This window comes from Tsukamurella sp. DT100, from assembly GCF_049844855.1.
Lineage (GTDB): Bacteria > Actinomycetota > Actinomycetes > Mycobacteriales > Mycobacteriaceae > Tsukamurella.
Genome location: NZ_JBNCLV010000008.1, coordinates 132,065 through 149,459, shown reverse-complemented (window position 1 = coordinate 149,459; position 17,395 = coordinate 132,065). Strand labels below are relative to the sequence as shown.

The 17,395-nt window shown below is 72.0% G+C and carries 18 protein-coding genes; 3 read left to right on the top strand and 15 right to left on the bottom strand.

Annotated elements, in window-relative coordinates:
• Nucleotides 1–4: 4 nt before the first annotated feature.
• Genes ACLQ3K_RS19420 through fdxA form a run of 5 tightly spaced genes read right to left on the bottom strand, consistent with a single transcriptional unit; the run spans nt 5 to nt 3,024 of the window.
• Nucleotides 5–406, bottom strand: a complete 402-nt coding sequence (locus ACLQ3K_RS19420; protein ID WP_426001164.1) for a hypothetical protein — start codon at nt 404–406, stop codon at nt 5–7.
• On the bottom strand, nt 393–671 hold the full coding sequence (locus ACLQ3K_RS19415; protein WP_336671930.1) for a hypothetical protein: 279 nt from the start codon (nt 669–671) through the stop codon (nt 393–395). Before ACLQ3K_RS19415 ends, ACLQ3K_RS19420 begins: the two co-directional genes overlap by 14 nt.
• Nucleotides 672–692: 21 nt before the next feature.
• Nucleotides 693–1,589, bottom strand: a complete 897-nt coding sequence (locus tag ACLQ3K_RS19410; protein ID WP_426001163.1) for a DUF692 family multinuclear iron-containing protein — start codon at nt 1,587–1,589, stop codon at nt 693–695.
• Entirely contained in the window at nt 1,589–2,674 is a 1,086-nt protein-coding gene (dapC, locus tag ACLQ3K_RS19405; RefSeq protein WP_426001238.1) for a succinyldiaminopimelate transaminase, read from the bottom strand. Before dapC ends, ACLQ3K_RS19410 begins: the two co-directional genes overlap by 1 nt.
• Nucleotides 2,675–2,691: 17 nt before the next feature.
• On the bottom strand, nt 2,692–3,024 hold the full coding sequence (gene fdxA, locus ACLQ3K_RS19400; protein WP_224646084.1) for a ferredoxin: 333 nt from the start codon (nt 3,022–3,024) through the stop codon (nt 2,692–2,694).
• A gap of 126 nt (nt 3,025–3,150) precedes the next feature.
• On the opposite strand from fdxA, the gene ACLQ3K_RS19395 reads away from it, so the two are divergent.
• On the top strand, nt 3,151–4,356 hold the full coding sequence (locus ACLQ3K_RS19395) for a NupC/NupG family nucleoside CNT transporter (protein WP_426001162.1): 1,206 nt from the start codon (nt 3,151–3,153) through the stop codon (nt 4,354–4,356).
• A 22-nt stretch (nt 4,357–4,378) separates the two neighbouring features.
• Here the strand turns inward: ACLQ3K_RS19395 and ACLQ3K_RS19390 are convergent, their stop codons facing one another.
• From ACLQ3K_RS19390 to typA, 7 genes are all read right to left on the bottom strand, one after another.
• On the bottom strand, nt 4,379–4,921 hold the full coding sequence (locus ACLQ3K_RS19390; protein ID WP_426001161.1) for a Uma2 family endonuclease: 543 nt from the start codon (nt 4,919–4,921) through the stop codon (nt 4,379–4,381).
• 27 nt (nt 4,922–4,948) lie between these two features.
• Entirely contained in the window at nt 4,949–5,716 is a 768-nt protein-coding gene (locus ACLQ3K_RS19385) for a hypothetical protein (protein ID WP_224646087.1), read from the bottom strand.
• Nucleotides 5,713–8,304: a bifunctional FO biosynthesis protein CofGH gene (locus ACLQ3K_RS19380; protein WP_224646088.1), complete on the bottom strand. Its 2,592-nt coding sequence runs from the start codon at nt 8,302–8,304 to the stop codon at nt 5,713–5,715. Before ACLQ3K_RS19380 ends, ACLQ3K_RS19385 begins: the two co-directional genes overlap by 4 nt.
• Nucleotides 8,301–8,657: a hypothetical protein gene (locus ACLQ3K_RS19375; RefSeq protein ID WP_426001160.1), complete on the bottom strand. Its 357-nt coding sequence runs from the start codon at nt 8,655–8,657 to the stop codon at nt 8,301–8,303. Before ACLQ3K_RS19375 ends, ACLQ3K_RS19380 begins: the two co-directional genes overlap by 4 nt.
• Complete coding sequence (gene mshB, locus ACLQ3K_RS19370; RefSeq protein WP_426001159.1) at nt 8,654–9,577, bottom strand: N-acetyl-1-D-myo-inositol-2-amino-2-deoxy-alpha-D-glucopyranoside deacetylase; 924 nt, start codon at nt 9,575–9,577, stop codon at nt 8,654–8,656. Before mshB ends, ACLQ3K_RS19375 begins: the two co-directional genes overlap by 4 nt.
• Nucleotides 9,562–11,421 (bottom strand): ABC transporter family substrate-binding protein, encoded by a 1,860-nt coding sequence (locus ACLQ3K_RS19365; RefSeq protein ID WP_426001158.1) that lies wholly within the window; start codon nt 11,419–11,421, stop codon nt 9,562–9,564. Before ACLQ3K_RS19365 ends, mshB begins: the two co-directional genes overlap by 16 nt.
• A gap of 72 nt (nt 11,422–11,493) precedes the next feature.
• Nucleotides 11,494–13,401, bottom strand: a complete 1,908-nt coding sequence (typA, locus tag ACLQ3K_RS19360) for a translational GTPase TypA (RefSeq protein WP_224646092.1) — start codon at nt 13,399–13,401, stop codon at nt 11,494–11,496.
• Nucleotides 13,402–13,582: 181 nt separating this feature from the next.
• Here typA and ACLQ3K_RS19355 point away from each other — a divergent pair, with 181 nt between their 5' ends.
• On the top strand, nt 13,583–13,780 hold the full coding sequence (locus tag ACLQ3K_RS19355) for a hypothetical protein (protein WP_224646093.1): 198 nt from the start codon (nt 13,583–13,585) through the stop codon (nt 13,778–13,780).
• Here the strand turns inward: ACLQ3K_RS19355 and ACLQ3K_RS19350 are convergent.
• Genes ACLQ3K_RS19350 through mgrA form a run of 3 tightly spaced genes read right to left on the bottom strand, consistent with a single transcriptional unit; the run spans nt 13,777 to nt 16,338 of the window.
• Nucleotides 13,777–14,484, bottom strand: coding sequence for a glyoxalase (locus tag ACLQ3K_RS19350; protein ID WP_426001157.1), 708 nt, complete (start codon nt 14,482–14,484; stop codon nt 13,777–13,779). The two genes, ACLQ3K_RS19355 and ACLQ3K_RS19350, sit on opposite strands and share 4 nt — an antisense overlap.
• A 25-nt stretch (nt 14,485–14,509) precedes the next feature.
• Nucleotides 14,510–15,277, bottom strand: coding sequence for a TetR/AcrR family transcriptional regulator (locus ACLQ3K_RS19345; RefSeq protein WP_426001156.1), 768 nt, complete (start codon nt 15,275–15,277; stop codon nt 14,510–14,512).
• Nucleotides 15,274–16,338, bottom strand: coding sequence for an L-glyceraldehyde 3-phosphate reductase (gene mgrA, locus ACLQ3K_RS19340; protein ID WP_426001155.1), 1,065 nt, complete (start codon nt 16,336–16,338; stop codon nt 15,274–15,276). Before mgrA ends, ACLQ3K_RS19345 begins: the two co-directional genes overlap by 4 nt.
• 49 nt (nt 16,339–16,387) lie before the next feature.
• Between mgrA and ACLQ3K_RS19335 the strand changes: the two genes are divergently transcribed.
• Nucleotides 16,388–17,386, top strand: a complete 999-nt coding sequence (locus ACLQ3K_RS19335; RefSeq protein ID WP_426001154.1) for a cation diffusion facilitator family transporter — start codon at nt 16,388–16,390, stop codon at nt 17,384–17,386.
• Nucleotides 17,387–17,395: the final 9 nt, after the last annotated feature.

Here is a 17,395-nt window from a genome sequence, read left to right as displayed (position 1 = left end):
CGCGTCAGGCGCCGTAGACCCGGGACCCGACCCGGACGACGGGGCGGCCGCGCGCCACCGCCCAGCGCCGCGCGCCGCTGCGCACCGACTCGACGGCCACCCAGGCGCGCTCGGTCTCCGTGCCGTGGGCTCGCAGGTGGTCGACGTACGCGCGGGCGTCGTGGGCGGAGCAGTCCGCCTTCGGGTGCGCCGCCGCGTAGCCGACGAAGCCGCCCGGCCAGCCCGGCAGGGTCTTCAGCGCCGGGAGCGCCCTGGCCGCCGAGCCCGCGCGCTTCACCGCGAGGACCCGGGCGGTCAGGGCCGCGCCGCCGGCGTCGAAGCCCGCCGGCACCCGGCCGGCGAGCAGATCGGTGAGCACCGCCGCCTGGCGGTGCCGCAGCCGGTCCCGCGCCTCAGGAGGAACCACAGCTGCTCGAACTGCTCGACGAGCTGGACCCGCAGCTGCTGGAGCCACAGCTGCTCGCGCTGCAGTTGGAGCCGGAATCGTGGCCCGAGTGGTGCGAGCCGCCGTCGGAACCGCCGAAGAACCAGGCCGAACCGCCGCCGTCGCCCGACGAGCCGCCGCGCCGGCGGGACCGCCCGCCGCGCCGCCCGCCGCTCTGGCCTCCCGCGGCGGAGACGCACACCGCGATCACCGCGAAGATCACGAAGAGAACCACCACTGCTTCCATCTCGCACCTCCCGATCGTCGTTCAGTCGATCTCGAGAACCTCTCGTAGGCACAGCATCTCGTGCCGAACGGCGGATTCGATCACGGACTCGTCACGTTCCAGCAACACTCCGGGCAACGTGCTCCCACCTGCGGAAACGCCCCCAAGAGAACGCTGTGAATCGCGCCAGACCGCAAGCAGATCCAGAACTTCCGGACATATCGGATCGGCGTGGGTGTCGAGGTAGAGCCCCTTGTCGAAGCGTCCGCCCGCGATGTGCACGTAGGCGACGGCCTCCAGCGGGTATCGCCGCAGCTCCGCGGCGGCGTCCGCCCCGCGGGCCGTGCACGAGGCGTAGACGTTCGCGAGGTCGAGGACCAGGCGCACCCCGGTCCGGTCGACCAGCTCCCGCAGGTACGCGGGCTCGTCGTAGTGGTCCTCGGGCCACGCGAACAGGGCGGCGATGTTCTCCAGCGCGAGCGGCACGGGCAGCGCCGTCTGCGCGGCGCGCACGTTCTCCACGAGCACGTCGAGCGCCTCGGCGGTGCGCGGGGCCGGCATCAGGTGGCCGGCCTCCAGGACATCGTCGTGGGGCCCGGGCGCGTCCTCTGCGGGATCGTCGTCCAGCCCGACGGTGCCCGCCCGCACGAAGGCGACGTGCTCGCTGACGAGCGGCGCGTCCAGCGCCACCGCGAGGTCGGCGAGCCGACGCAGCCGGGCGGGATCGGGGAGGTCGGCGCCCGCGATGCCGAGCGTGACGCCGTGCGGCACCACCGTGACGCCGAGGCCCGCCAGTTCCGTCAGCTCGGCGGGGAGGGCGGCCGGGTCGACGTTCTCGGCCACGATCTCGGTGAAGGCGACGGAGCCCGAGCGCGCACCGTCGAGCAGCATCCCGGCGAGCTCGGGCCGCCACGCGGCCGAGACGCCGGAGATCCCCATCAGGCCAGGCGCTGGGCGGCGGCGGCGATCCGCTCGTCCGTCGCGGTCATCGCGATCCGCACGTGCTGCGCGCCCTGCGGGCCGTAGAACTCGCCCGGCGCGGCGAGGATGCCGCGCTCTGCCAGCCAGTCGACGGTGTCGCGGCAGGGCTCGCCGCGCGTCGACCACAGGTACAGCCCGGCCTCGGAGTGGTCCACCGTGAAGCCCGCGCCGCGGACCGCCTGCAGCAGCACCGCGCGGCGGGCGGCGTAGCGGGCGCGCTGCTCGGCCTCGTGCTCGTCCACCGAGAGGGCGTAGGTCATGGCGGCCTGCACCGGGAAGGGCACGATGGCGCCGGCGTGCTTGCGCACCGCGGCCAGCTCGGCGATGAGCGCGGGGTCGCCCGCGAGGAAGCCCGCGCGATAGGACGCGAGGTTCGAGGTCTTCGACAGCGAGTGGATCGCGATCAGCCCGGTGGTGTCGCCGTCGCAGACGCGCGGATCGAGCACCGAGACGGGCTCGGCCTCCCAGGCCAGGCCCAGGTAGCACTCGTCGGACGCCACGATCGCGCCGCGCTCGCGCGCCCACTGCACCACCTTGCGCAGGTGGTCGACGCCGAGCACCTTGCCCGTCGGGTTCGACGGCGAGTTCACGAAGACCAGCGCCGGCCGTTCCGGGCCGAGCTGGGCGGTACCGTCGGCCCGCACCGGCCGCGCACCGGCGAGCAGCGCGCCCACCTCGTACGTGGGGTACGCGACCTCGGGGATCACGACGACGTCATCGCTTCCGAGCCCGAGTTGCGACGGCAGCTGCGCGATCGCCTCCTTGGTCCCGATCACGGGCAGGATCGCGTTCTCCGGCAGCGCGACGGCGCCGTACCGGCGGCTCAGCGCAGCCGCGGCGGCCTCGCGCAGCGCGAGGGTGCCGATCGTGGCCGGGTAGCCGGGGAACGCGGAGCCCTCGTAGAGGGCGCGGCGGATCGACTCGGCGACCGGGTCGACGGGGGTGCCGACGGAGAGGTCGACGATGCCGCCGACGTGCGCCGCGGCCTTCGCCTTCGCGTCCGCCAGGGTGTCCCACGGGAAGTCCGGCAGGCCGGACGCCACGGGCACGCGCGGCACGATCAGTGCTCGGTGTCGGTGTTCATGGGCGGGAGCGCCTTGATGAAGGGGTGGTCGTAGTCGATCTTCCCCTGCTTGGCGGCGCCGCCGGGCGAACCGATCTCGTCGAAGAAATCGATGTTCGCGCTCACGTACTCGGCCCACTCGTCCGGCACGTCATCCTCGTAGAAGATGGCCTCGACGGGGCACACGGGCTCGCAGGCGCCGCAGTCCACGCACTCATCGGGCTGGATGTACAGCATCCGGTTGCCCTCGTAGATACAGTCGACGGGGCACTCCTCGATACATGCCTTGTCGAGCACATCCACACAGGGCTCTGCGATGGTGTACGTCACCTGTCATCTCCTTCGCACCGACTGCTTCCACCCGACAGTATTCCGCGCCGCTGGAACGTGTCACAAAGAAGTGTCGCCTAACCTGCCGGTGTGTGATTTCATTCACCAGTGCACGTAATCGTCGGTGTGTTCGGACTCGTCGTCTTCCTCCTCCTCGCGTACCTGCCCACGCGGAACGTCGCCCTGCTCAAGAAGAAGGCGCCGTACATCCTGGGCATGCTCGCGATCCAGTTCGTGCTGGGCCTGATCATGCTCAAGACCCCGGTCGGGCAGAACGTCATCGACTGGCTGTCGCGGGGCTTCAAGAACCTGCTGGGATTCGCCCATGAGGGCACGGCGTTCGTATTCGGCGGCCTCGTCGACTACAGCAAGGATCCCGGCGGCCCGGGCCCGTTCTTCATGAACGTGCTGCTGCCGATCATCGTCATCTCGTCCCTGATCGGCATCCTGCAGTTCCTCAAGCTGCTGCCGCTGATCATCAAGTACCTCGGACTGGCGCTGTCGAAGGTCACGGGCATGCCGAAGCTGGAGTCCTTCAACGCGGTGAGCTCGGCGATCATCGGCCAGTCCGAGAACTTCATCGCGATCAAGAAGATCCTGCCGACGCTGCCGCCGAACCGCCTCTACACGCTCTCGGCGTCCGCGATGTCGACCGTGTCGATGTCGATCGTCGGCTCGTACATGACGATGATCGAGCCCCGGTACGTGGTCGCGGCCATCGTGCTCAACCTGTTCGGCGCGTTCATCGTGGTCTCGCTGATCAACCCGTACGACGTCGCCCCCGAGGACGACGTCTTCGCCGCGCCCGAGCAGAAGAAGCAGTCGTTCTTCGAGATGCTCGGCGAGTACATCATGGACGGCGCGAAGGTGGCGCTCACCGTCGCCGCGATGCTGATCGGCTTCGTCGCCCTGCTCGCGCTCGTCAACGGTCTCTTCGCCTGGGTCTTCGGTGGCACCACGTTCCAGGACGTCCTCGGGTACGTCTTCGCGCCGCTGGCGTGGCTCACCGGCGTCCCGTGGTCCGAGAGCGTGCAGGCGGGCGAGATCATGGCGACCAAGCTGGTGAGCAACGAGTTCGTCGCCATGATGTCGTTCACCGAGATGAACCCGTCCGGCAACGGCCCCGTCGTGATGAGCGAGCGCGCCACCGCGATCGTGCAGACCTTCCTGGTCTCCTTCGCGAACTTCAGCTCCATCGGCATCATCGCCGGCGCCGCGAAGTCCCTGGCACCGGAGCAGGGCGACCAGATCGCCAAGTTCGGCCTCAAACTGCTCTACGGCGCCACGCTGGTCTCGTTCATCTCCGCGACGGTCGTCGGGCTCATCTCGTAGGTCTCCGACGGTGCGGGACCGATCAGGCTAGTGCGGTCAGGTCCACGCGGAGGTCGAACGGCACCGCCGTCTCCAGGACACCCGTGACGACGTCACCGACATAGGCACCGTCCTGGAGCCGCAGCGCCTCGACGCTCGGGCCACCGTCGAGGTCGACGATCCAGTAGTGCGGGATGCCCGCGTCGGCGTACTCGCTGCGCTTGGTCACCAGATCCTGGCGACGGGTGCCGGGCGAGAGGATCTCGACGATGAGCACGACGTGATCCACGGTGATGGCGTCGTCGCCGGGATGGTCCGCCACCACGATCAGATCCGGGCGGCGCACGGTCGGCGGAAACGATCCGTCCACGATCACGTCGACGGACGGAATCAGCCGCAGCGGCGCCGGAATCTGCTGATAGAGCTGCGCGACGCCCAGCTCCATCAGCGCCGATTGATGCCTCAGTGATGGATTCGGAAAGCGCAGGTACACGCCCTCCTGCAATTCCGAACGCCACAGTTCGTCCTCGCCGAGGAGATCCCACGCCTCGAGCGTGAGTAGCTCGACTCGCTGAACCGCGGTCATGGCATCAGGGTAGCCGCGCCCGACGCGTCAGTTCTCGGGTTCGGGGTCCGCCTCGACGCCCGACGGGGCCGCGTTTCCGGCGAAGGCGGCCTCCAGGCCGAGGATCTTCGCGCCGTCGGAGGCGCGGGCCTCGACGATGCGGAGCGTGGCGAACTCGCCGACGTAGCCGGCGGCCGCGCCGACGACCGGCAGCCTGCCCACCGTGTCGAAGACCCCGCCCGGGCGCGGGCGCGATTCGAGCGCCGAGCGCGCCGACTTCACGGTGTGCAGCACGTCGCGGACCGCGCCGAACGCGGAGAACACGCCGCCCCGCAGCTTCTCCGTCGTCTCACGCACGGGCACGAGGTCCTGGAAGCCCGGCTGATCCCCGAGGAGCGCGCGGGCGTCGATCTGGCGGCGGGAGAGGACCCGCGCGACGAGGTCGATCTGCTCGGGCACCTGGTCGACGCCATGCTCCCCCGCCACGCCCACGACGACGAGCGTCTGGTTCGCGAAGCCCAGATAGGTCTGCAGCGGCAGCAGGCGCGCGACGAAGCCGAGGGCGCCGGGCCAGGCCACCGCCACCGTCGAGACCGCGCCGACGGGAATGACCCACCAGCGGGAGCGGCCGTCGGCGTCGCGCTTGAGGTAGCCGTTGACCAGGGGGATCGGGGTGAGTCCGGCCAGCGTGGAGACGACCCGGACACCGGCCACCGCGGGCCGCGCGACCGTGACGAAGACGCCGACGGTGCGCGCCAGCTCCAGGTCCGTCACCGTGCCCGTGACCGCGCCGCCGCGCGGCTCCAGCGCGTTCACGCGGCACCCCGCTGGGCGTGCGTCGTGGTGCGTTCGCGCGCCGGGCGCCCGATGCCGTTCGCGATCGCGTGCAGTTCGGCCACCGTCTTCTCCGATCCGTGCGCCGATCCCGCCATCCGCGAGATCGTCTCCTCCATCAGGGTGCCACCCAGGTCGTTCGCTCCGCCCTGCAACATGGCCTGCGTGCCCGCCGTGCCCAGTTTCACCCACGACGTCTGGACGTGGTCGATGCGGCCGTGCAGCATGACCCGCGCCAGCGCGTGCACGGCGCGGTTGTCCCGCTTGGTCGGCCCCGGGCGGGCGGCGCCCGCGAGGTACAGCGGGGCGCTCTGGTGCACGAAGGGCAGCGGCACGAACTCGGTGAAGCCGCCCGTGCGGTCCTGGATGTCGCGCAGCACGTTGAGGTGCGTCACCCAGTGCGACGGGTTGTCGACGTGGCCGTACATCATCGTCGAACTCGACCGGATGCCCACCTCGTGGGCGGTGGTGACCACGTCGACCCACGCCGACGTGGGCAGCTTGCCCTTGGTGAGCACCCAGCGGACCTCATCGTCGAGGATCTCGGCGGCGGTGCCGGGAATCGTGTCGAGGCCGGCCTCGCGCAGCCCGATCAGCCAGTCCCGCACCGACTCCCCCGAGTGGGCCGCGCCGTTGACGATCTCCATCGGGCTGAACGCGTGCACGTGCATACCCGGGACGCGCTGCTTGACGGCGCGCACCAGGTCGGCGTAGCCGGTGGCTGGCAGGTCGGGGTCGATGCCGCCCTGCATGCACACCTCGGTGGCGCCCACCTGCCACGCCTCCTCGGCGCGGTCGGCGACCTCCTTCATGGAGAGCGTGAAGGCGTCGGCGTCGCCCTTGCGCTGTGCGAAGGCGCAGAACCGGCAGCCGGTGTAACAGATGTTGGTGAAGTTGATGTTCCGGTTGACCACGTAGGTCACCACGTCGCCCACGACGTCCTTGCGGAGCTGATCCGCCAGGGCCACCAGCGCTTCCAGCCCGGCGTCGTCGGCGTAGGCGAGCGCGCGGTACTGGTCGTCGGACAGCCCGCCCGGGTTCTTCTCCGCGGCGCGCAGGGCCGAGAGCACGTCGGACTCCACCTTCTCCGGCGCCGACAGCGAGAGCACCTGCTCGCGCACGGACTCCCAGTCGCCGAAGGCGGAGCCGAGGTCCGAGCGGGTGTCGGTGTTGCGGCCGTCGACGTCGATGGCGGTGTTCAGGTCGGTGCGGCCCGAGGACGCCCACTCCTCGTCGGGTTCCTGCCAGGGCACGCCGACGGGCATCGCGTCCGGGTCCGCGAGCCCCGTCTCCGGGTCGGCGAGGGCCGCGACGTGCGGCGCGACCCGCGGATCGATCCACGGGCTGCCGGCGCGCACGTACTTGGGCTGCGCCGTGAGCCGCTGCCGCAGCTCGAATCCCGCGTCGGCGGTGATCGTCGCGAGCGCGTCGAGGTCCGGCCAGGGGCGCTCGGGGTTGACGTGGTCCGGGGTCACGGGCGAGACGCCGCCCCAGTCGTCGACGCCGGCCTCCAGCAGCAGCCGGCACTCGTCGGCGGAGACCAGGTTCGGCGGCGCCTGCACCCGCATCGCGGGCCCCAGCACCATCCGGGTCACGGCGATCGCCGCGCGGTAGACCTCGAGGTCCGCGTCCTCCACCGACCGCATGGCGGTGTCGGGCTTGGCGCGGAAGTTCTGGATGATGACCTCCTGCACGTGGCCGAAGGCCTTGTGCACCTTGCGGATGGCCATGATCGACTCGGCGCGCTCGCGCTCGTCCTCGCCGATGCCGATGAGCAGGCCCGTCGTGAAGGGCACCGAGAGGCGGCCCGCATCGGTGAGGGTGCGCAGCCGGACCGCCGGGTCCTTGTCGGGCGAGCCGTAGTGCGGCTGCCCCTTCTCGGTGAACAGGCGCTCGGAGGTGGTCTCGAGCATCATGCCCATCGACGGCGCGACGGGCTTGAGCCGGGAGAGCTCCTCCCAGCTCATGACGCCCGGGTTGAGGTGCGGCAGCAGCCCCGTCTCCTCCAGCACCCGGATGGCCATGGCCCGCACGTAGTCCAGCGTGGAGTCGTAGCCGCGCTCGTCGAGCCAGGTCCGGGCCGCCTCCCAGCGGTCCTCGGGCCGGTCGCCCAGCGTGAACAGCGCCTCGTGGCAGCCCAGCTCGGCGCCGCGGCGCGCGACCTCGAGGATCTCGTCCGGCTCCATGTAGGCGCCGTGCCCCTCGGCCGCCAGCTTGCCGGGCACCGTCACGAAGGTGCAGTAGTGGCACTTGTCGCGGCACAGCCGCGTGATGGGGATGAAGACCTTCTTGCTGTAGGTGACCTGCGGCGTACCGTCGGCCCCCGTCAGCCCGGCCTCGAGGAGCCCGGCGTCGCGCACCCGCGCCGCGGAGCGGCACAGGTCGTCCAGGTCGTCGCCGCGGGCCGCGAGGAGCACCTGCGCCTCGTCGACGTTGAGCACCGCCCCGTCCCGCGCCCGGCGCAGGGCGCGGCGCATCGCCGACGCCGTCGGTACGTACGGCTCCGCGGCTCGCTTCGGCACCGAGGGCACCGGGAGGAGAGCGGGAGATTGCTCTGAAGCGTCCGTCACTCCACCGATGATGCCAGGTGTCCCGCGAGGATCGGCATCCCGATTCCACAGAGCAGGAGCAGGAGCAGCCGCCAGTCGGCGTAGAGGACGATGTCGCCGCCCGGCCCGCCGAGCAGGAAGGCCGCGATCACCAGGAGGAACGCGATCACGGGCAGGGCACCGTGGACCGGCTCGCCGCCCAGCCGGCGGGCCGCGACGGAGATCCCCGCGAGCAGCGCGCCGAAGAGAACCGCGGAGAGCGGAAGGGGCACGGCGCCGGAGTACAGGTAGAGGTACATCGTGGCGCCGACCGCGCACACCGCGCCGCCCACGGTCGCGACGCCGAGCAGGATCCGGTCCAGCGGCTCCATCACGCCACCCCCGCGAACAGGTCCCGCTCGACCCCGTCGGGGCCGGGCGCGGCGGTGCCGCGGGCCAGGACGTAGGCCTCCTCGGCGAACACCGGCTGCGCGATCCGGTTGGTCAGGGCGAGGGCGGCGCCGTCCGCGCTGACGCCGAGCTGGGTCGCGTGGGCGCGGAGCGCGGCGCGCTTGCGGTCGAGGACGGAGGAGACGTCGATCCGCGTGGTGATCGCGCCGGCGTCGTGGGCGGGCAGCTCGGCGGCCGCGGGGACGCGCCAGCCGTCCGGCAGGTCGGTGCCCCGCAACGCGGCGAGGCCGGCGTCGAGGTCGTCGCGGGCGGTCACCGTCCAGTACAGCTTGGCGACCTCCCAGGGCTCCCCCGGGACGCCGGGGTCCGCCGCGGCATCGACGGCGGCGTGCGTGAGCAGGTGCGCGGCGATGTGGTCCGGATGGCCGTAGCCGCCGACCTCGTCGTAGGTGATCACGACGTGCGGCCGGGTCTCCCGGAGGATGCTGGTGAGGGCCTGCAGGGGGCTGCCGTCGACCCACTCCAGGTAGGGCGACGAGGCGAACGCCCGCGGGTGCTCCGCGGCGGGGGTGCCGGCCATGCCGGAGTCGCGCCAGCGGCCCATGCCGCCGAGGAAGCGGGGCCGCAGCACCGGCCCCGTCGGGTCGCTCAGCGCGGCCAGCGCGCCCGTCAGCTCGCCGACCCGGTAGCCGCCCAGCTGGTCGGCGTTGTCGGCGGTGAGCTGCGCGAAGGGCGGCTCCATCACCTCGCCCTCCTCGCCCAGCGTGCAGGTCACGACGGTGACCTCGGCGCCCTCGGCGAGGTAGCGCGCGATCGTCCCGCCGGTGGTGATGGTCTCGTCGTCGGGGTGCGCGTGCACCAGCAGCAGGCGCCGTCCGCTCGCGTCGGTCACTGCCGGGCCCATCCCTCCACGCCGGTGAAGACGCCGTCGCGCGGCGGGCCCTCCAGGGTCACGCCCTGCACCGTCGGGCCGACGGCCGTCAGCGTCACGTCCTGCAGGATCGGCAGGACCGTCGCGCGCGACCACAGCTGCGCGTCGATCGCCGCGAGGTCGATGGGGCCGCCGCGCAGGCCGTCGAGCGCGAGGCCCTGCAGGTCCGCGTCGCACAGGCCGGAGAGGTTGCCGCCGACCGTCGTGGCGGCGGGGTCGTTCTCGAGGTTCGGCGCCTGCGGCGTGCTGGTGGTCGTGGGCCGCTGGCCGCCCTCGGACGGGGGCGCCGGGCACTCGACGCGGGAGGCGAACCGCTCCGCCGGCGTGGGGCCGGAGCTGGACCAGCCGACCACCGCGTCGACGGCACCGTCGAGCAGCGCGGTCCCGGCGACCACCTGCGGCTCGAGAGCGACCACCGAGGCGAAGACGCCCATGGCGCGCAGCTGGTCGGTGGCGTTGCTGGCGACGGCGAACGCGGCGACGTTGCCCTGCGGCACGCCGATCCGCAGGAACATCGGCACCCCGTCGCGGACGTACTGCTGCACGTTCTCGCCCGGCGACGGGGACGGCGGCACCGGGAGCGCCGACGGATCGGCGCTGGTGCTCGGGCCGACCGGCTCGGTCGTCGCGGGGGGCGGCGTGGGCGGCACGCTCTGGCTGGGCGGGATCGGCGCGTTCTGCAGCGTGTAGCCGGCGCCGGCGAGGGCCTGCTCCAGGCGGGCCTTCGCCTCCGCGGGCGCGGGGCGCGCGGGCATCGTCGGGACGTAGCCGGGATCCGACGGTGCCAGCACCTGCGCGCGGGCGGGTCGCGCGGCGTCGCCTCCGGACCCGACGGTGGTGAGCAGGTCCACGTTCACGGCGTCCAGCAGCGCGCGGCGCACCTCGACGTCGGCGAGGAACTTCGAGCGGGTGTTCAGCGTCAGCGACAGCACCCGGGGATCGACCTGCTCCACGGCGCGCACCTGGTAGATGGAGGTGAGCTGCGCCAGCAGCGACGGTCCGCCGTGCACCGAGACCACCTGCACGTCGCCGGTGCGGACGGAGTTGGCGAGCTGGGTGTCGGTGCCGCCCTTGCGGAGCACGATGCGGTCGACGCGGGCGGGCTTCATCCAGTAGCGGTCATTGCGCTCGAGGGTGACCTCGTCGCGCGCCACGTCGACCTTCTTGACCAGGTAGCCGGCGCCCGAGGCGGGGATCTTCTCCCGCATGGCGCCGTTGAAGCCGCCCGGCGAGCCCTTGATCAGGTGGCTGGGCAGCAGGTTCTGGAACAGGGTCCGCCAGCCGGGCAGCGGCGCCTTCAGGGTGACGATGACCCGCTTGCCCCCGGCGCCCGACGCCACCGACTCGATCTGCCGGTACGGCGCGGAGCCGACCGTGTCGGGCGCGGTGATCATCGACTGCCAGAGGTACACGAAGTCCTCGGCGGCGATCGGCGCACCGTCGGACCACTGCGCGTCCTGCCGGATCGTGTACGCGATCTGCAGCGGCGCGGGGTGCTCGATCGCCGGGATCAGGTCGGTGTTCTGCTGCAGCGTCACCCGCCCGTCCTGCCCCCGGACCTCACGGAAGACGCTCGGGAGGGTCATCGCGGCCAGGGCGCGCGACGCCGAGGACGAGTTCGACGCGAGGTGCGGGTTGAAGCCCGGCCCCAGGCCGTCGATCGCCACCTGCACGGTGGCGCCGGTGGTGGCCGGGGCCTGCGGCGGCGCGGAGGTCTCCGAGCCCGGCACCGCCGGCGGCGGGTCGGCGACGCACGCGGTGAGGGTCGTCGCGAGCAGCACCGACGCCACCGTCAGCCCCAGGGACCTGTGCCGCACTGCTCGTGCCTCCTACGCTCGCTGGAAGTCCACCGCCCGACGGTCGTCGGGCCCGTCGCCGCGACCGCGGGATCAGCCCGCGGACTGGTCCCGCGACTTGGCGCGCGAGCGCTCACGGGCGCGCTCGGTGGCGTTCAGGTGCACCTTACGCACCCGAACGACCTCGGGGGTGACCTCGACGCACTCGTCGCCGGCGCAGAACTCCATCGCGGCCTCGAGCTCCAGCTTGATGGGCTTGGCGAGGGTCTCCATCACGTCGGCGGAGGACTGACGCATGTTGGTCAGCTTCTTCTCCTTGGTGACGTTGATGTCGAGGTCCTCGGCGCGGGGGTTGATGCCCACGACCATGCCCTCGTAGGTGTCGGCGCCGGGCTCGACGAAGAAGGTGCCGCGGTCGGCGAGCTGGATCATCGCGAACGGGGTCACGCTGCCCTGGCGGTCCGAGACGAGCGAGCCGGTGTGGCGGGCGCGGATCTCGCCGGCCCACGCCGCGTACTCGTGGAAGACGGCGTTGGCGATGCCGGTGCCGCGGGTCTCGGTGAGGAAGTCGGTGCGGAAGCCGATGAGGCCGCGCGACGGGACGACGAACTCCATGCGGACCCAGCCGGTGCCCTGGTTGGCCATGGTCTCCATGCGGCCGCGACGGTTCGCGAGCAGCTGGGTGACCGAGCCGAGGTACTCCTCGGGGACGTCGATGGTCAGGTGCTCGAAGGGCTCGTGCACCTTGCCGTCGACCTTGCGGGTGACGACCTGGGGCTTGCCGACGGTGAGCTCGAAGCCCTCGCGGCGCATCTGCTCGACGAGGATGGCCAGCGCCAGCTCGCCGCGGCCCTGCACCTCCCACTGGTCGGGCTTGCCGATGTCGAGCACCTTGAGCGAGACGTTGCCGATGAGCTCGGAGTCGAGGCGTGACTTCACCATGCGAGCGGTCAGCTTGTGGCCCGAGACCTTGCCGACCAGCGGCGACGTGTTGGTGCCGATGGTCACCGAGATGGCGGGCTGGTCGACCGTGATGCGGGGCAGCGCGACGGGGTTCTCGAGGTCGGCGAGGGTGTCGCCGATCATGATCTCCGGGAAGCCCGCGACGGCGACGATGTCGCCCGCGACGGCCTCCTCGGCGGGCTTGCGCTCGACGCCGTCGGTGGCGAGCAGCTCGGTGACCTTGGCGTTGGTGATCACGGGCTCGCCGTCGACCTCACGCATCCAGGCGACGGTCTGCCCCTTGCGCAGGGTGCCGTTGTGGATGCGGACCAGCGCGAGGCGGCCGAGGAAGGCCGACGCGTCGAGGTTGGTGACGTGGGCCTGCAGCGGCGCCGCGGCGTCGCCCTTGGGGGCGGGGATGTAGTCGTGCAGGATCTGGAACAGCTCGTCGAGGTTCTCGGCGTCCGGGACGGTGCCGTCGGCGGGGGCCGTGGTGCTGGCCTTGCCCTCGCGGCCGGAGGCGTAGACGACGGGGAGCTCGAGCGCGAGCTCGGCGGCCTCCGCGGCCTCGTCGGACAGGTCCGACGCGAGGTCGAGCAGCAGGTCCTGCGCCTCGGTGACGACCTCCTCGATGCGGGCGTCCGGGCGGTCGGTCTTGTTCACGACCAGGATGACGGGCAGCGACGCGGCGAGCGCCTTGCGCAGCACGAAGCGGGTCTGCGGGAGCGGGCCCTCGGAGGCGTCGACCAGCAGGACGACACCGTCGACCATGGACAGGCCGCGCTCGACCTCGCCGCCGAAGTCGGCGTGGCCCGGGGTGTCGATCACGTTGATGACGGTGGTGGTGCCGTCGGCGTTCACACGGTGCACGGCCGTGTTCTTCGCCAGGATGGTGATGCCCTTCTCCTTCTCCAGGTCACCCGAGTCCATGACCCGGTCCACCAGCTCGGCACGCTCGGCGAACGCGCCGGACTGCCGCAGCATGGCGTCGACCAGGGTGGTCTTCCCGTGGTCGACGTGCGCGACGATGGCGACGTTGCGGAAGCTGGGCTGAGCCACTGTGGTTCTCCTGGAGGTGGTCGTGCGCGCGCTACGGTCGATGGTCCGTGGGCGCGTCGAAGGGGGCGTGTGAACACGCCTGGTCGTGACCAGGTTACTTCCCAGAGGCCCGCGGAGCCGCATCGTGACCGCCGGATGTGACGGTTGGCATCCCACGATTAGGTTGCGCTAACCTATTCAGGTGAGTAAGACCAAGGCGCACAAACTCGTGGGCAGCAAGCCCAAGAAGAAGTGCTGTCGCAAGAAGACGCGGTGCATGAAGTGCCCCGTGGTGATCCACAAGCTCAACCGGATGGCCGCGCACGGCGCCTCCAAGAAGGAACTCGAGAAGTCCCTGAAGACGGTGCGCGCCAACCCCGATCGCACGCGCGTGGCCTAGTCCGCCGGTTCCAGGAGCTTCCGCAGCGCGCCCGGATCGGCGGCCGTCGCGACGGCGCGGTCGAGCTCCTCCGGGGTCACAGGCAGTGCTCGGAGCTCCCCCACCAGTCCCGGCACGTCCGCGTCGCGGCCCGCCGCCGGCGCGAGCTCGAGCAGGAAGGCCAGGGCGAAGGCGCGGTCGGCATCCGTGTCGCCCTCCTTCGGGCGCCGCAGCGCCGAGGTCAACGCCCGATAGGCCGCGGCGTCGTCGCCCTTGAAGCCGCTGAGGATGCGGGCGTTGTCGAGCGCCTTCGCGAGACCGGACAGCTCCTTCGCGCCGCCGTACTCGAACTCCGGCTCGTCCTTGCGGATGATCAGCAGCTGGTTCCCCGACGGGTCGACGAGGGTGAACCGGGAGGCGCCCGGGCGGAACCGGGTCAGCCGCGGCTCCCCCGAGGCGGGCACCTTTCCGAGGAGTCCCTTGATCGCGGCCTTGAACGCGGCGTGCTCCGCGGCGACGTCGTCGACCAGCAGCAGGCAGATCCCGGTGTCGTCGGCATCGCGGGCGAACCGCGCGAAATGGACGTCCGCACCGTCGCGCGTGAACGCGAGGTAGAGGTACGGGCGGACCTGGTAGCCCGTGCACTCGAATCCGAGGGCGGTGTAGAACTCGCGGGTGGCCTCGGGATCGACGCAGGGCAGGACCGGAACGGCGGTGGTGGGCACCCCGCCAGGCTAGTGCGGAATGCGGTCACTTCCTGTCCGACGGTGCCGTCACCAGCAGGTTCACCAGCACGGACGTCAGCACGCGCACCAGCTCGGCGGGGTCGGAGCGCTCCTCCGCATGCAGCCACCAGGCCATGAGGAACTCGTTGACCGACGGGATGAAGGCCGCGTGCACCCACGGCGCCACGGGCGGCGCGCCGGCCGCCTCCGCCGCCGACCGGATGGTCTGCGCCCACAGGTCGCGGTTCGCCAGCCGGAAGGCCTCGAGCTCGGCGCTCACGCCCACGACCTCGACGAAGGCCACCCGCAGCCCCCGCGGGTCGGCGAGCACCGCGCCGATGTACGCCGTCAGCCCCGACGCGACCAGCGCCGCGACGGCCCCGTCGCCGGTGCCCGCGGCGGGGGCACCGGCCGCCAGCGCATCGGCGACGGCGGCGCGCCCGCGGTCGTGGACGCCGGTGTAGAGGTGCCGCAGGAGGGCCTCGCGGTCGGCGAACTGCTCGTAGAAGTGACGCCGCGAGACCTTCGCACGCTCGCAGACGTCCGCGACCGTCGTCTGCTGGTACCCGACGGTGGCGAACAGCTCCAGCCCGGCGTCCTCGAGCCGGGCGAGCCGCTCGGCGTGCCGGGTACGGGCGTCGGCCCCGCCGTACACCCGCCCGGCGGCGCTCCGCCCGGCCGCGCCCCGTCCCGCGTCGCTCCGTCCCGTGTCGGTCCGTCCCGCGGCGCTCCGGGCCGTGGCGCTCCGGGCTGCGGCGCCCCGGCCGGTCGCGCCGGTCCGCGCGGTGGTCATGACGTCGAGGCGGTGGCGCCCCACCAGATGTTCACGTCGCCGTCCACGGCGAACTCGTCGATCGCGGCCAGCTCGTCGGCGGTGAAGGCGAGGTTCGCGACGGCGCCCACGCTGTCCTCGAGCTGCGCGACGCTGGACGCCCCGATCAGCGCGGAGGTCACCGCCGGCGACCGCAGCACCCACGCGATCGCCATCTGCGCGAGCGTCTGGCCGCGGTCGGCGGCGATGCCGGCCAGCCCCCGGACGCGCGCCAGGTTCTCCTCGGACAGCATGCCGCCGGAGAGGCTCTTGCCCGCGGCGGCGCGGGAGTCCTCGGGCACGCCGCCGAGGTAGCGGTCGGTGAGCAGTCCCTGCGCGAGTGGCGAGAAGGCGATGGCGCCCATGCCCTCGGCCGCGGTGGTCTCCAGCAACGACGGCCCGCCGCCCTCCCCGCCGCGCTCGATCCAACGGTTGAGCATCGAGTACGAGGGCTGGTGGATGAGCAGCGGCGTGCCGAGTCCGCGCATGATCTCCTGCGCCCGCGCGGTCAGCTCGGCGCTGTACGAGGAGATGCCCACGTACAGCGCCCGTCCGGAGGTGACGGCCGTGTGCAGCGCGCCCATGGTCTCCTCGAGCGGCGTCTCGGGGTCGGGCCGGTGGCTGTAGAAGATGTCCACGTGGTCCAGGCCCATCCGCCGCAGCGAGCTGTCCAGCGAGGAGAGCAGGTACTTGCGGGAGCCGCCGAAGCCGTAGGGGCCGGGCTGCATGTCCCAGCCCGCCTTCGAGGAGATGATGAGCTGGTCGCGGTAGGGCCGGAAGTCCTCGGCGAAGAGCGTGCCGAAGTTCCGCTCGGCGCTGCCGGGCGGCGGGCCGTAGTTGTTCGCGAGGTCGAAGTGGGTCACGCCGAGGTCGAAGGCCCGGCGCAGGATGTCGCGCTGGGTCTGCAGCGGCTTGTCGTCGCCGAAGTTGTGCCACAGGCCCAGTGAGACCGCCGGGAGCGTGAGCCCCGCCTCCCCCACCCGGCGGTACGGCACCCCGTCGTAGCGGCGATCGGCGGCGACGTACGGATCGAATGCACCCATACCCCCATCATGCCCGGCGCACGGCGCCGCCGGGCCTACGATCGGCAGCATGAGCGACGAGGCGACAGACGGAACCCAGGACGAGAGCCTGCTGACGGTGCTCGTCGCGTTCGCCGCGAACGTGCTGATCGCGGTGGCGAAGTCGGTGGCTGCGGTGGTCACCGGCTCGGCGGCGATGGTGGCCGAGGCCGCGCACTCGTGGGCCGACACGGGCAACGAGGTCTTCCTCCTCATCGGCGCGAAGCGCGCGGCGAAGCCCGCCGACGATTCGCACCCGTTCGGCTACGGACGCTCGGGCTACGTGTGGTCGATGTTCGCAGCCTTCGGGCTGTTCAGCGTGGGCGCGGCCGTCTCGGTGTGGCACGGGATCTCGTCGCTCGGCGCGCCCGAGGAGGCGACGGATTACGGCTGGGGCTACGCCGTGCTGGCGATCTCGTTCGTGCTCGAGGGGATCTCGTTCGCGCAGGCGCTGCGCCAGACGAAGGAGGGCGCGCAGGAGCGGATGTTGCACCCACTGCGGTACGTGCGGGTGACGTCGAATCCGGTGCTGCGCTCGGTCTTCGCGGAGGATCTCAGCGCGCTCATCGGCATCGTCATCGCCGCGAGCGCGATGGCGCTGCACCAGATCACCGGCAACCCCGTGTGGGACGCCGTCGGGTCGATCCTCGTCGGCATCCTGCTGGGCTTCGTCGCGGTGTTCCTGATCCGGCGCAACATGGACTTCCTCACGGGTGAGGAGGCGACGCCGCTGGCCCGCAACCGCATGCTGGAGGCGCTGCAGTCGCACCCGGACGTCAAGCAGGTGAGCTTCCTGCACATGGAGTGGGTCGGCGCCGACCGGCTGTTCCTGGTCGCGGCCGTCGACCTCGAGGGCGACCTGCCGGAGTCCCAGGTCGCGGCGCGGCTGGCCGCGATCTCGGACGACATGAACCGCATCCCCCGCATCCAGCGGGCCCTCTTCACCCTCACCCGCCCCGGCGACACCACCCGGCTGGCCGCCGAGCCCCTCCCCGACTGGTACCTGCCCGAGGACGAGCGCCGCGCCTAGCGGGACGGG

Bases quoted from the DNA above. Each gene is read 5' to 3' on its own strand.
- ACLQ3K_RS19415 (WP_336671930.1), bottom strand. From the start codon at position 671: ATGGAAGCAGTGGTGGTTCTCTTCGTGATCTTCGCGGTGATCGCGGTG.
- ACLQ3K_RS19410 (WP_426001163.1), bottom strand. From the start codon at position 1,589: ATGGGGATCTCCGGCGTCTCGGCCGCGTGGCGGCCCGAGCTCGCCGGG.
- ACLQ3K_RS19390 (WP_426001161.1), bottom strand. From the start codon at position 4,921: ATGACCGCGGTTCAGCGAGTCGAGCTACTCACGCTCGAGGCGTGGGAT.
- mshB (WP_426001159.1), bottom strand. From the start codon at position 9,577: ATGGGCCCGGCAGTGACCGACGCGAGCGGACGGCGCCTGCTGCTGGTG.
- ACLQ3K_RS19345 (WP_426001156.1), bottom strand. From the start codon at position 15,277: ATGACCACCGCGCGGACCGGCGCGACCGGCCGGGGCGCCGCAGCCCGG.
- mgrA (WP_426001155.1), bottom strand. From the start codon at position 16,338: ATGGGTGCATTCGATCCGTACGTCGCCGCCGATCGCCGCTACGACGGG.
- ACLQ3K_RS19335 (WP_426001154.1), top strand. From the start codon at position 16,388: ATGAGCGACGAGGCGACAGACGGAACCCAGGACGAGAGCCTGCTGACG.